This window comes from Comamonas avium (assembly GCF_014836675.1).
In the GTDB taxonomy this organism is placed as follows: Bacteria; Pseudomonadota; Gammaproteobacteria; order Burkholderiales; family Burkholderiaceae_C; genus Comamonas; species Comamonas avium.
This window is the reverse complement of the sequence record NZ_JACSQK010000004.1, coordinates 192,504-204,999: the sequence shown is the minus strand read 5'-3', so window position 1 is coordinate 204,999 and position 12,496 is coordinate 192,504. Positions and strand designations below refer to the sequence as shown.

The 12,496-nt window shown below is 57.8% G+C and carries 13 protein-coding genes; 5 read left to right on the top strand and 8 right to left on the bottom strand.

Annotated features, from left to right (window positions below):
- Positions 1-7: 7 nt before the first annotated feature.
- A complete protein-coding gene (queG, locus tag H9646_RS08685) occupies positions 8-1,066 on the top strand; it encodes a tRNA epoxyqueuosine(34) reductase QueG (RefSeq protein WP_191722970.1) in 1,059 nt (352 codons plus the stop codon).
- A 93-nt stretch (positions 1,067-1,159) separates the two neighbouring features.
- Here queG and H9646_RS08680 read toward each other — a convergent pair whose 3' ends face one another.
- Together H9646_RS08680 and H9646_RS08675 are read right to left on the bottom strand one after the other, a co-directional pair.
- Positions 1,160-1,798, bottom strand: a complete 639-nt coding sequence (locus H9646_RS08680; RefSeq protein WP_191722969.1) for an arylesterase — start codon at positions 1,796-1,798, stop codon at positions 1,160-1,162.
- Positions 1,799-1,810: 12 nt separating this feature from the next.
- A complete protein-coding gene (locus H9646_RS08675; protein ID WP_191722968.1) occupies positions 1,811-2,716 on the bottom strand; it encodes an AEC family transporter in 906 nt (301 codons plus the stop codon).
- A gap of 203 nt (positions 2,717-2,919) precedes the next feature.
- Between H9646_RS08675 and H9646_RS08670 the strand changes: the two genes are divergently transcribed.
- Both H9646_RS08670 and xerD read left to right on the top strand, forming a co-directional pair.
- Entirely contained in the window at positions 2,920-3,882 is a 963-nt protein-coding gene (locus tag H9646_RS08670; protein ID WP_191722967.1) for a tripartite tricarboxylate transporter substrate binding protein BugE, read from the top strand.
- A 69-nt stretch (positions 3,883-3,951) separates the two neighbouring features.
- Positions 3,952-4,866, top strand: coding sequence for a site-specific tyrosine recombinase XerD (gene xerD, locus H9646_RS08665; RefSeq protein WP_191722966.1), 915 nt, complete (start codon positions 3,952-3,954; stop codon positions 4,864-4,866).
- A gap of 144 nt (positions 4,867-5,010) precedes the next feature.
- Here the strand turns inward: xerD and H9646_RS08660 are convergent, their stop codons facing one another.
- The 3 genes from H9646_RS08660 to H9646_RS08650 form a co-directional block, all read right to left on the bottom strand.
- Positions 5,011-6,294 (bottom strand): EAL and HDOD domain-containing protein, encoded by a 1,284-nt coding sequence (locus tag H9646_RS08660; protein WP_191722965.1) that lies wholly within the window; start codon positions 6,292-6,294, stop codon positions 5,011-5,013.
- 119 nt (positions 6,295-6,413) lie between these two features.
- The gene (locus tag H9646_RS08655; RefSeq protein WP_191722964.1) at positions 6,414-7,673 is read right to left on the bottom strand and encodes an EAL and HDOD domain-containing protein; all 1,260 of its coding nucleotides are present in this window, start codon (positions 7,671-7,673) and stop codon (positions 6,414-6,416) included.
- Positions 7,674-7,725: 52 nt separating this feature from the next.
- Positions 7,726-8,526, bottom strand: a complete 801-nt coding sequence (locus H9646_RS08650) for a ferritin-like domain-containing protein (RefSeq protein WP_191722963.1) — start codon at positions 8,524-8,526, stop codon at positions 7,726-7,728.
- Between the two features lie 44 nt (positions 8,527-8,570).
- Here H9646_RS08650 and H9646_RS08645 point away from each other — a divergent pair, with 44 nt between their 5' ends.
- A complete protein-coding gene (locus H9646_RS08645) occupies positions 8,571-9,095 on the top strand; it encodes a gamma carbonic anhydrase family protein (protein ID WP_191722962.1) in 525 nt (174 codons plus the stop codon).
- Positions 9,096-9,136: 41 nt separating this feature from the next.
- Positions 9,137-10,129 carry an Hsp33 family molecular chaperone HslO gene (gene hslO / locus H9646_RS08640; RefSeq protein WP_191722961.1) on the top strand — a complete coding sequence of 331 codons (993 nt, stop codon included), beginning with the start codon at positions 9,137-9,139 and terminating at the stop codon, positions 10,127-10,129.
- A 108-nt stretch (positions 10,130-10,237) separates the two neighbouring features.
- Here hslO and H9646_RS08635 read toward each other — a convergent pair whose 3' ends face one another.
- The 3 genes from H9646_RS08635 to eno form a co-directional block, all read right to left on the bottom strand.
- Positions 10,238-10,648, bottom strand: coding sequence for a hypothetical protein (locus H9646_RS08635; protein WP_191722960.1), 411 nt, complete (start codon positions 10,646-10,648; stop codon positions 10,238-10,240).
- A gap of 53 nt (positions 10,649-10,701) precedes the next feature.
- Positions 10,702-10,980, bottom strand: coding sequence for an FtsB family cell division protein (locus tag H9646_RS08630; protein WP_191722959.1), 279 nt, complete (start codon positions 10,978-10,980; stop codon positions 10,702-10,704).
- A 64-nt stretch (positions 10,981-11,044) separates the two neighbouring features.
- Complete coding sequence (gene eno, locus H9646_RS08625) at positions 11,045-12,331, bottom strand: phosphopyruvate hydratase (RefSeq protein WP_191722958.1); 1,287 nt, start codon at positions 12,329-12,331, stop codon at positions 11,045-11,047.
- Positions 12,332-12,496 lie beyond the last annotated feature (165 nt).

Sequence of the window (12,496 nt, the reverse complement as noted above, 5' to 3'; positions counted from 1 at the left end):
TCTTTCGATGCAGGACTGGGCCCGCGAATTGGGATTTTCCCAAATTGGCGTATCCGGTGTGGATTTGTCGTCTTGTGAGGACGGGCTGCTGCAGTGGCTGGCTCAGGGTTTCCATGGGCAAATGCATTACATGGAGGCACATGGCCTCAAGCGTGCGCGCCCGGCGGAGCTGGTGCCGGGCACGGTGAGTGTGATCACGGTGCGCATGGATTATTTGCCGCGCAGCACCCCGCAAGACTGGCAGTGCGTGGAATGGGCGCGTTTGCAGCGGCCGCAGGAAGGCATTATTTCGGTGTATGCCCGTGGGCGCGATTACCACAAGGTGCTGCGCAGCCGTCTGCAAAAACTGGCCGAGCGCATTGCCCAGGAAGTAGGGGCTCTGGGCCACCGTGCATTTACCGATTCAGCCCCGGTGATGGAGGCCGAGCTGGCACGGCGCAGCGGTCAGGGCTGGCGCGGCAAGCACACGCTGGTGCTCAACCGCGATGCGGGCTCCATGTTCTTTCTGGGCGAGATTTATATCGACATGGCCTTGCCGGAGACCGCGCCGGTGACTGCGCACTGCGGCAGTTGCTCCAGTTGCATGGATGCCTGTCCCACGGGGGCCATTGTTGCGCCGTACCGCGTAGATGCACGCCGCTGTATTTCGTATTTGACCATTGAGCACGATGGCGCCATTCCGCTGGAGATGCGCCCGCTGCTGGCCAACCGCATCTATGGCTGTGATGACTGTCAGCTGGCCTGCCCCTGGAACAAGTTTGCGCAAAGCAGCACCTTGCCGGACTTTGATGCGCGCGCCGGTCTGGCAGGCAGCACGCTGGTGCAGCTGTTCAGCTGGGATGAGGCCACATTTTTGCGCTGTACCGAGGGCAGTCCGATTCGCCGCATTGGGCATGTGCGCTGGTTGCGCAACATTGCGGTGGCCATGGGCAATGCGCTTAACAATCTGGCAGATACGCACATGCATGCGTCCATTCGAGCGGCCTTGCAGGGGCAGGCGGCGCACAGTCACGAAGTGGTGCGTGAACATGTGCAATGGGCTCTGGCGCAAGGCCAGGCCAATTAAAAAGAGAGCTATTAACGCTTTGTTTTAAACACTTTCAATATGAAAAGATGTTGAAAGTGTTTAGTGGAAAGCGCTGGTAGCTATCTTTATATTTCAGTGCGGCAAAAAACCTGCGCTGCGCAACGCTTGTACTAAGGTCTGCGCAAATGCCGCATAGCCCTGTGCGTTGGCATGGACGGTGTCGGCACGCAAGTCTGGATTGCCCAGGATAGGCCCCCACAAACCCGATATCAGCGGCACGTTCAGCTCTTTGGCCAGGCTTGCATACAGCGGGTGATCACTGGGCACGGCACCGGCGGCAGCCATCAAGCTGGGTTCTGGAATAGCCACCAAGACCACCTGAGCCCCCGCAGCTTGTGCGTTGCGCACACTCTGTGTGAGCGATTGCCGGGTCATGTCAGGAGATTGCCTGCGCAAGAAGTCATTGCCTCCTAAACCCACAATCACGAGGCTGGGGGCGTGTTCGCTCAGCAGCTCTGGCAAGCGCTGCGCGCCTTGTGCGCTGGTATTGCCCGAGATGCCGCCATTGATGACGTCCCACTCGGTCAGCTCGGCAAGCAGGCTGGGCCAATCCTCACCCGGCTTGGCACCTACGCCTGAAGTGAGTGAATCGCCCAGAGCGACAACCACAGAGCCTGCCGCAACCGGTTGCGCAGCCGGTGTTTTGCCGCCACATGCTGTAAACAATGGCAGGCAGAGCAGGGCAAGCAAACCAGCGCGGCGATTAATCATGTGGATGTGAATTCAAGGTACCAGGGAAAGGGCGTAGGGCAGGCTGACAATGCCCAGCAGCGTGGACAGCGTGACCAGCCCTGCCACATAGGGCCCGTTATAGCCCATGCGTGCGGCCAGCACATAGCAAGTTGATGCCGTGGGCAGCGCAGAAAACAGCAGCAAGATGAGCGCCTGGTCACCCTGCAGGCCAAACACATGGATTGCGCCCAGCGCAATCAGTGGCTGAATCAGGTGGCGAATACCCAGCACACCCACGCTCAGGCGTTTGGCCTGTGTCAGCAGGCCCAGTTGCATGCCTGCGCCTGCAGACATCAGGCCCAGCGCAATCGATGCTGCACCGATGCGTGCCACGGGTGGCTCCAGCCAGGACGGCATGCGAAAGCCCAGCAAGTTGGCCGTCAGGCCACACACGGTGGCCACGATCAAGGGGTTGCGTACCAGCTGACCCAAAAAGCTTTGCTTGCTCTCACGTGCCATTGGCCACACTGCGGCAATGTTGAACATCGGAACGCAAAAGCCGATGAGCACCGAGATGAAAAACAGCCCTTGAGCGCCAGCCAGCCGGTCTGCCAGTGCCAGACCAATGAACGAGTTAAAGCGAAAGGCCACCTGTGCAGCGCTGGCGTGGTCACGTGCCGCCACGTTTTTGCGCAAGCCTGGCCACCAGGGCAAGCTGTAGGCCAGTGCAATGCCTGCAAGGCCTGAAGTGACACCCGCTGCAATCAGGCTGGAGGTGGCTGCCCAGTCCAGCGGGCTTTTGACGATGGAGTGAAACAGCAGGACTGGAAACAGCAGGTAGTACACCAAGGCTTCTGCGCCTTGCCAGACTGGGCGGTTGAGTGGGCTGAAGCGGCAGAGCAGATAGCCCAGAAGGATCAGGGCGAAGTCTGGAAAAAGGAGCTGGGCGTAGTTCACGGGTGCAGAGGCTACTGCCTTTTTTCCCGCGTTTGCGGCGTGCTAGTCACGAAATTGGCACCCTAGCGACACGTTTTGAGAAATTTCTATGCATAGGGAATGCACTGAGAAAAAAGCGTGAAATGGGCGGCGCAGAAAAAGCGCTTCGCCATTAGCATCGATTTCTGTACTAAAACTTACAATTGACAAGGGATCAATTCAGCATGAAACGTCGTATCTGCCTGGGTCTTGCTTTTGCCATCGTCGGCTCTACTGCTTTTGCACAGAGCTATCCCACCAAACCCATCAAGTTGCTTGTGCCTTTTGCTCCGGGCGGCACGACGGACATCATCGCTCGCGTGATTGCAGAGCCTTTAGGGCGCGAGCTGGGGCAGTCCGTGATTGTGGAAAACAAGGGCGGTGGCGGCGGCATTGTGGGTGCTCTGGAGACGTCACGCGCTGCACCAGATGGCTATAGCCTGGGTATTGCCACCGTCTCTTCGACGGCCACCAACCCCGCCATCAATCCCAAGATTCCCTACAACACATTGACGGATTTCACCCCGGTGATCAATGTGGCTGCCACCCCCAATGTGCTGGCCATCAATCCTAAATTTGGACCGACAGACCACAAAAGCTTTCTGGCCATGCTCAAGGCATCGCAAGGCAAGTACTCCTATGCATCGTCGGGTACCGGCGGTATCCAGCACATGCTGATGGAGCTGTACAAAAACCTGACCGGCACTTTCATCACCCATATTCCTTATCGCGGTGCTGGCCCGGCGCTCAATGACACGGTGGCTGGTCAGGTGCCGATTATTTTGGACAACCTGCCCTCGGCACTGCCGTTTATCAAAGACAAGCGTCTGCTGGCAATTGCGGTGGCAGCGCCTCAGCGTCTGGAAGTTCTGCCTGACGTGCCCACGTTCAAGGAAGTGGGCCTGGAGCCCGTCAACCGCATGGCCTTCTATGGCATTTTGGGCCCCAAAGGCATGCCCAAAGAGGTCGTGGACAAGCTGAACGCGGCGGTGAAGAAGGTCTTGCAGGACCCTGCCGTGCGCAAGCGCATCGAGGACACGGGCTCCCTGGTGATCGGCAATTCGCCCGAAGAGTTTGCGCAGCAGATCAAGGCTGAATATGACGTCTACCGCAAGGTCGTGATGGAGCAGAAGCTGACGCTGGAGTAATTGGCCCGTGGCCTCAAAAAGGCGCTGCATCGCAAGGTGCAGCGCCTTTTTTATGGCAACAATCCATCTATGAATGACGCAGCACTACACAGCAGCCTTTCGGCCATTGATGACTTCATTGAAACCTTGTTTCTGGAAGACGGCCTGTCTGCCAATACCTTGCAGGCCTACCGGCGTGATATGTCAGGCTGCGCCCAGTTTCTTGCCGGCTACGAGGAGGGCTGTTCGCTGCTCAGCGCGCAGGAGCTGCAACTTCAGACGTATGGCCAGCAGCGCCATGAGCAAGGCGTGAAAGCGGTTTCCAGCAACCGCAGCCTCAGTGTTTTGCGACGTTTTTATCACTGGGCGCTGCGCGAAAAACGTGTAGAGCACGACCCCACTGTTCGATTGCTGGCAGCCAAGCGCCCGCTGCGGGTGCCGCACACATTGACGCAGGCACAGGTTGAAGCTTTGCTGCAGGCACCTGATGACAGCTGCCTGCTGGGGCTGCGCGATCGTGCCATGCTGGAGCTGATGTATGCCAGTGGCTTGCGCGTGAGCGAGCTGGTCAGTTTGAAGGTGCACCAGCTGGACATTAAAAGCGGTGTGCTGCGTACCGAAGGCAAAGGCCGCAAGGAGCGCCTGGTGCCGTTTGGCGAGGAGGCGCAGTCATGGCTGATTCGCTTTTTGCAAGAAGCGCGTCCAGCCATCTTGGCAGGGCAGTCAACGGATGATTTGTTTGTCACGCAGCGCGGCAGCGGCATGACGCGGGTGATGTTCTGGATGCTGGTGAAAAAATACGCCACGCTGGCCGGCGTGACAGCGCCCTTGTCGCCGCACACATTGCGCCATGCATTTGCGACGCACCTGCTCAATCACGGAGCGGACTTGCGCGTCGTGCAGATGCTGCTGGGTCATGCAGACATTTCCACCACCACCATTTACACCCATGTTGCCAGGGAGCGCCTGCAGCAGCTGCATGCCCAGCACCATCCGCGTGGATAGCCGCATTGATGGGGGCATTGGGCAGGCTAGCAGCACATAGCAGCGCATAGCAGCGGCGTTTGCTGCCAGCCAGTAAGGCGCGGCTATCAGGTGTCGCTGCGCAGCGTACTACTCAGCCTCTGGTGACAGAGGCACCGCACGCGCTTATCCGTTATCGCTGCTGAGGTTGTCAGCCCACGCCAGTGCTTGTAAATGCGCCCAGTTGACCTGGTGGTTGGACAGGTGCAGTGCATCAGAGTTGCGGGCAAATGTCACTTCATCGCCTGTCTCGCAGGCCAGCACCAGCTCCAGAAACGGGGCATAGGGCCCAGTTCGGTGCAAGAGCGCTTCAGCGACCGATTGCGGCAGAGCGATGGACTCCAGCGCCTTTTCCATGGGAATGCCCAAAATGACATCCAGCAACGAAAACACCCCCACCACGAAAGCGTTGTCAGACTCTTCGGGTGGCAGCATTTCTGTTGCCAAAAGCTCCATCAGGCGGCCCCGGACCACGGCGGTCTGACCCACGGCTGGAGCGCTGCCACCAGCCCGTGATGTGGTCATCAAGAGCGCCGCCCAGCGAAACAGCTTTTTCAGGCCCAGGATCATCACGGCATGGCGAAACGATGTGATTTCGCACGACAGTCCAAACCCCGAAGAGTTGATGAAGCGCAGCAGGTTAAAAGACAGCGTGGGGTCTTTCTTGAGCAGCTCTTCAATTTCAGCGGTGGAGCTTTGGCTGCGAACCAGATTGAGCAGTTGCATGATGGTCGCCTGCGAGGGGCGCACCATTTTTGCCTGCACGACATCAGGCCTGGCAAACCAAAAACCCTGAAAGAGTTTGACGCCCAGCGCGTGCATATGTTCAAACTGTGCCTGGGTCTCTACTTTTTCCGCAATGATCTGGGCAATGGTGTGGGTGCGTGCAAACTTCACCAAGGCTTGTGCGTTGTCTATCGGGAAGGTGAGCATGTCCAGCTTGATATAGCTGGCCATGGGCAGCCAGTTCACATAGGCACGGCGCAGCAGATTCTGGTCAAAAGCCAGGCGAAACCCCCGCTGGCGCAAGCTTTCGAAAATAGGAATGCATGCCGCAATTTCGTTGGGTGTTACGTTTTCACCCAAGGTAGAGATTTCCAGCACCACTTTGTCTGGGTGAATCAATTCCAGATGACCGCCTGCCAGGCTTTCGTGGGTGCAGTTGATAAACACGAGCTTGCGGCCAACCAGCGCTTCCGTACCTGCATAAGACAAGGCATTGAAAAGCATGGCTGCATCACTGGCCGCCGTATGCGCATCGATGGCCGTTGAACGGTCAAAGAGTTCATAGCCATAGACCTCGCGCCTCTCGTTCAAGATGGCTTGTCGCCCAATCATGGAAACCGATGCGTCGGGAATCCCTTCAGGCAAGCTGGGGGCGGAGGTAGCGGTTTTGTTGACAGAATTCATGTAGGCGATCGCGGGGCAGTCTGCAGGTGTGTAAATGTAACGTGATGCGCGCTATACACATGTACCCTTTGGGTCAGCGAATCTGCCCAGCTGTCTCTTTGGTGGTGAAACCTGTCGAGCTATTGCGTGATTTGGTCACACCAGGCGAGGGCTTGCAGGTGTGCCCAGTTGATTTGCTGGCTGGTCAGCTGCAGCGCAGAAGCCGAATGGTCAAATGCCTGGTCATTGCTGTTTTCACAGGCTTCAGCCAGACGCAGTAATTCACCAAAGACCCCTTCGTGCTCCACCAGGGCAAGCCGCACTGGCGTGGGAACGTTGATAAGGTGCAGTGCATCTTCCATGGGGATGCTGAGCATGGAATCGAGCAGCGAAAAAATACCGACCACAAAGGCCTGGTCGGCATCGTCCTCGCTCATGAACTCCCGAGCCAGTAATTCCATCAGGCGTCCGCGAATGACGGCGGTGTGCCCGATGGCTGCGCTGGTGGTGCCAAATTTGGATGCTGTCAGCAGCAAGGCTGCCCAGCGAAAGAGTTTCTTCAGGCCCATGATCATCACGGCCTGGCGAAATGAGGTGACTTCGCGCGAGGTGGCAAACCCGGCAGAGTTGATCAGGCGCATCAGATTGAAGGCCAGACCTGCATCTTTTTTGAGTACCTCTTCAATTTCATCGGTACTGGCCTGTCGGCGCAGCAGATTAATGAGCTGAATGATGCTGGCCTGGTTGGGGGCCAGCAATTTCGCTTCCACCACCGATGGGCGAGAGAACCAGTAGCCTTGGAACAGAGAAATTCCAATGCTTTTGAGCATGTCAAACTGCTGCTGCGTCTCTACCTTGGTGGCAATCAGCTGTGCTTTGGTGTGGCGCGCTGCGTAGCTGACCAGCACGGCAAGCTGCTCAGGGCGCAGGACGGTCAGGTCCAGCTTGATGTAGTCCGCCAGCGGCATCCACGTGGCATAGGCCGACTCCAAAACAGTGTGGTTGAACGACAGCTTGAAACCGCGCTCACGCAGCGCGCGCAAGATGGGCAGGCGTGCGACAGCTTCGGTGCTTGCAACGTGACCCAGAGACTCCACTTCCAGCACGACCTTTTCAGGGTTCAATAGCTCCAGGTGCCCGCCCGCCAGACTTTCATGGGTGCTGTTGACAAAAAGCAGCTTGGTGCCCACCAGGTCTTCGCTGCCAGCGTGAGACAGCGCAGTGAACAGCAAAATGACATCTGTGGCTGCTGTGTGCTCGGCAGGGGCCCGGGAGCGGTTGAACAGCTCATAGCCAATGACCTCTTTGTCTACGTCCACGATGGCTTGGCGCGCAATCATGGAGCTGGCCGCGTTTGCTGCAGGTGTGACGGAGGACAAAGTGGGTAAATTAGCGAGCATGTCTGCGGAGCGTCTGGGGATGTGCGTTGTCGGTGGAATCAGTACGAGAAAGTCAGTGCTGTTCCAGCCAGGCTATTTCTTCTTCCGTGAAACCTGCTGCCTGGCGAGCCCGTGTGTTGAAAGGCGGGCGCGGGCGTGGTGCTTCATATTTGTGTGCAAGTGCAGTGTAGTGCGATTGTGGTTCCAGATTATTGCGCTGGCATAAGAAGCGGTACCAAAGGTTTCCAATTGCTACATGCCCCACTTCTTCGCGCAAGATGATGTCAAGGATATCGACGGCAGATAAAGCATCTGGCGTGCCGACCTGACGCAGCTTGGATTGGATCTGCGGTGTGGCGTCCAGTCCGCGCGCTTCCAGGGTTCTGGGTACAAGGGCCATACGTGCTGTGACATCTTGTGCCGTTTTTTCACACATGGTCCACAACCCCTGGTGCGCAGGAAAGTCTCCATAGTCATGGTTCTGGGCTAAAAGCCAGTCGCGAATCAGCAGGAAGTGCTTGCCTTCTTCACCTGCCACCTGCAGCCAGTCCAGGTAGTACTGCGCGGGCATATCGTCAAAGCGCCAGATGGCATCCAGTGCCAGGTTGATGGCGTTAAATTCGATGTGCGCAATGGCGTGCATCAAGATGATGCGCCCTTGCAGGGTTGCCGGAGAGCGGCGGGCCACTTCGGAGTGGCGCAGCAGCGCAGGGCGTTGAGGATGCCCAGGCAGCTCAATGCCTGCCTCCAGGACGGGAGCGCAAGGCGCAATGGCAAACTGTGCAGCTTGCTGGTACATCTGCATGGCTGCGGTGGCTTTATGAATGGGATCGCAGAGGCATAAAACCTCAAGGGCGCGTTGTCGTAGCTCCATATTTACAATTGTATTTTCCCGAACGCACAAAGAAAGGAGACAAGATGGCCGTGTATGAGTTAGATGGCATTTCCCCTGAAATTGCCGCAAGCGCATGGGTTGCGGACAGTGCCCAGGTAATGGGTGAGGTGAAGATTGGCGGCGATGCAAGCATCTGGTTTGGCACGGTTGTGCGCGGTGATACATCCAGCATCACCATTGGTGAGGGCAGCAATGTGCAAGACGCCAGCGTTTTGCACGCCGATCTGGGCATGCCTTTGGTCATTGGCCGACACGTCACAGTAGGGCATCAGGTCATGCTGCATGGGTGCACGATCGGTGATGAAAGCTTGATTGGCATTGGTGCGATTGTGCTGAACGGGGCGAAAATTGGTAAAAACTGTTTGGTGGGTGCAGGGGCACTGGTGACCGAGGGCAAAGAGTTCCCTGATGGTTCCATGATCATCGGCAGCCCTGCCCGCGTGGTCAAGCAGCTGACTCCTGAGCAGATGCAAGGCTTGCGCCAGAGTGCGCAGCACTACATCGATAACGCGCACCGCTTCAAAGCGGGTTTGCGCAAGCTGGGTTGATTGCCCGGCATTTAGCAATCACTGACTGGGATACACACAGCGTGTCTGAACTCCATAAATTCCTTTTCGATGGCCTGCCTGTGCGCGGCATGATCGTGCGACTGACCGATGCCTGGAAAGACATTCTTCAGCGCCGTGCCAGCAACACCGACACGGGGGCCTACCCGGCCGCTGTGCGCGAATTGCTGGGCGAGATGACCGCTGCCAGTGTGCTGATGCAGTCCAACATCAAGTTCAATGGTGCGCTGGTGTTTCAGATTTTTGGCGAAGGCCCTGTCAAGGTCATCGTGGCAGAAGTGCAGGCCGATCTGGGCTTGCGCGCCACGGCGTCTGTGCATGGCGAGGTGCCTGCAGGTGCAACGCTGGCAGAGCTGGTGAACACCAATGGATTGGGGCGCTGCGCCATCACCTTGGACCCTAAAGACCGCCTGCCCGGCCAGCAGCCTTACCAGGGCGTGGTGCCACTCAATGATGAAGAGGGCGAGCCGCTGAGCAAGATTTCTCAGGTCCTGCAGCACTACATGCGCCAGTCAGAGCAGCTCGATACCTGCATTGTGCTGGCGGCCAATGACGAGATTGCAGCGGGCCTGATGATTCAGCGCATGCCGCTGAAGGGACAGGACAATCTGGCCGGCGCGACCGAAAGCGCGCAGGACGAGCACGACCACATCGGGTTGAACGAAGAGTACAACCGGATTGCCACACTGGCCTCCAGCCTCAAGCGCGATGAGTTGCTGACGCTGGATGTGGATACCATCTTGCGCCGCCTGTTCTGGGAAGAAAAGCTGCTGCGCTTTGTGCCGCAGGATGGCGATAATGGCCCGCACTTTGCCTGCACCTGCAGCCGCACCCGTGTGCAAGACATGCTGCGCAATCTGGGACAAAAAGAAGTGGCGCACGTGATCGAAGAGCAAGGCCGTGTGGAAGTGGGGTGCGACTACTGCGGGGCGCAATACCGCTTTGATGCGGTGGATGCTGCCCAGCTGTTTACGGATGCGCCAAGCCAGGCACCTGGGTCGTCATCGGTACAGTAATCGCGTACCTGTGCTCTTATAAATAGAGCTGTTAGCGCTGATGGTTGCTTGATTTCAAAGTGTTTTCTATTTGAAATCAAGGCCAGATAAGCGCTGGCAGCTCATTTTTTATGCGCGCTGCAGCAAGTGCTGGAAAAGCTTTTGCTCGCTGGAGGCATCCAGGCATTCGAAGCAATCAGAGCCGATGTCTGCACTTTCACTGCCCCTTTTTTGCGCAATCCATGGCTTCAATTGCTCGGCCTGCTGGGTGGCGCTGCCGTACAGCATCTGAATGGTCAAAGGGCCGGAGTTTTGCAGCCATTGCTCGCGCCAGCGTAGCTCCAGGGCGGATTCAACGGCTTGGGCTTGGGGGGGCAGCAAGGCCCAAAGCACGATAGCGTTGTGGGCCGTGTCACCTTGCGGCCACTGGGTGCTCGGCTGCAAGCCGTGCAAGTTCACGCGGCTCTGGGCGGCTGCCTGCAGGATCTGGGCGCAGTGCCCGGGGCTGGCGCACAGCAAGATGCGGCAATGGTTCAGCATGGTGCGTGCTGCGCAAGAGAGTGCAAAAAACGGGTGTGTGCGCAGATCAGTGATCAGCGGCGCATGATTTGCACGTAAATCTCATTGGGTCTGAGCATGCCCAGCTCGCTGCGTGCTTTTTCCTGGACCGTGTCCTTGCCTTCGCGCAGGTCGTTGATCTCGGAGGACATGCGCTCATTTTCTTTGCGCGCAGCATCATTGGCCGCGTGCAGTTCATTGATTTGTCCGTGCAGCTCTGCCACGCGGTCCATGCTGCCTGCACCCAGCCACAGCTGGGCATGCGTGATGGCCAGCAGACAAAGCAAAACGACGGTGACGATGCGAGAAACCATGACTGAGATTTAAAAAACCGGGGCAATCAAGCCCCGGTTTTTGTTCAAGGCGCGAGCCAGAAGATTAACGCAGGTTGTAAAACGCGTCGCGGCCCGGGTACACGGCCACTTCGCCCAGGTCTTCTTCGATGCGCAGCAGCTGGTTGTACTTGGCGATACGGTCAGAGCGGCTCATCGAACCGGTTTTGATTTGACCAGCATTCAAACCCACGGCAATGTCAGCAATGGTCGAATCTTCGGTTTCGCCCGAGCGGTGCGAAATCACGGCGGTGTAGCCAGCGCGCTTGGCCATTTCGATGGCGGCAAACGTTTCGGTCAAGGTGCCGATCTGGTTGATCTTGATCAGGATGGAGTTGGCAATGCGCTTGTCGATGCCTTCCTTCAAGATCTTGGTGTTGGTCACGAACAGATCGTCACCCACCAGCTGCACCTTGTCGCCCAGGCGCTCAGTCAGCACTTTCCAGCCATCCCAGTCGCCTTCGTGCATGCCGTCTTCGATGGAGATGATGGGGTACTTGTCGCACCAGCCAGCCAGCATGTCGGTCCACTGAACGGCGTTGAGCGTCATGTTGCCTTCGCCTTCCAGCACGTACATGCCATCCTTGTAGAACTCGGAAGCGGCGCAGTCCAGACCCAGAGCGATTTGCTCGCCGGGCTTGTAGCCAGCCTTTTCGATCGCTTCGATGATCAGCTGAATGGCTGCTTCGTGGTTTTCAACGGAAGGTGCAAAACCGCCTTCGTCGCCCACAGCTGTGGACATGCCCTTGTGGTGGATGATGGCCTTGAGTGCATGGAACACTTCTGCGCCCCAGCGCACGGCTTCGCGGAAGGTGGGTGCCCCTACGGGGATGATCATGAACTCTTGCAGGTCCAGCGAGTTGTTCGCGTGGGCGCCACCGTTGATCACGTTCATCATGGGCACGGGCAGCTGCACGCCGCCCATGCCGCCAAAGTAGCGGTACAGAGGCAGGCCGGCTTCTTCAGCAGCGGCGCGGGCTACGGCCATCGATACAGCCAGCATGGAGTTGGCACCCAGGCGGCTCTTGTTGTCGGTGCCGTCCAGATCAATCATGGTCTTGTCCAGGAACGCTTGCTCAGCAGCGTCCAGGCCAATCACCGCTTGGGCGATTTCGCCGTTGATGTGGTCCACGGCCTTGAGCACGCCCTTGCCCAGATAGCGGCTCTTGTCGCCGTCACGCAGCTCAATGGCTTCGCGCGAACCGGTCGATGCGCCTGATGGCACGGCTGCACGGCCCATTACGCCCGACTCCAGCAGTACGTCGCATTCGACGGTAGGGTTGCCACGGCTGTCCAGAATTTCACGTCCGACGATGTCAACGATTGCACTCATGGTGTTTCCTATGAAGGTTTTTTAAAACGGGTGGGCAACGCAAGCGGTTTGGTTGTGTTGTTGCTCAGGTTGCCGGGCATCTTTTGCACACATGTGAAAAAGCACGCCCCACGGAGCGTGCTTGTTTGGCATTAAAGCGGGTTCACAGGTCGCGCGCTGCGCATC

Bases quoted from the DNA above. Each gene is read 5' to 3' on its own strand.
- H9646_RS08650 (WP_191722963.1), bottom strand. From the start codon at position 8,526: ATGGAGCTACGACAACGCGCCCTTGAGGTTTTATGCCTCTGCGATCCC.
- eno (WP_191722958.1), bottom strand. From the start codon at position 12,331: ATGAGTGCAATCGTTGACATCGTCGGACGTGAAATTCTGGACAGCCGT.
- H9646_RS08635 (WP_191722960.1), bottom strand. From the start codon at position 10,648: ATGCTGAACCATTGCCGCATCTTGCTGTGCGCCAGCCCCGGGCACTGC.
- H9646_RS08645 (WP_191722962.1), top strand. From the start codon at position 8,571: ATGGCCGTGTATGAGTTAGATGGCATTTCCCCTGAAATTGCCGCAAGC.
- H9646_RS08670 (WP_191722967.1), top strand. From the start codon at position 2,920: ATGAAACGTCGTATCTGCCTGGGTCTTGCTTTTGCCATCGTCGGCTCT.
- H9646_RS08660 (WP_191722965.1), bottom strand. From the start codon at position 6,294: ATGAATTCTGTCAACAAAACCGCTACCTCCGCCCCCAGCTTGCCTGAA.
- xerD (WP_191722966.1), top strand. From the start codon at position 3,952: ATGAATGACGCAGCACTACACAGCAGCCTTTCGGCCATTGATGACTTC.
- H9646_RS08655 (WP_191722964.1), bottom strand. From the start codon at position 7,673: ATGCTCGCTAATTTACCCACTTTGTCCTCCGTCACACCTGCAGCAAAC.
- queG (WP_191722970.1), top strand. From the start codon at position 8: ATGCAGGACTGGGCCCGCGAATTGGGATTTTCCCAAATTGGCGTATCC.
- H9646_RS08630 (WP_191722959.1), bottom strand. From the start codon at position 10,980: ATGGTTTCTCGCATCGTCACCGTCGTTTTGCTTTGTCTGCTGGCCATC.
- H9646_RS08680 (WP_191722969.1), bottom strand. From the start codon at position 1,798: ATGATTAATCGCCGCGCTGGTTTGCTTGCCCTGCTCTGCCTGCCATTG.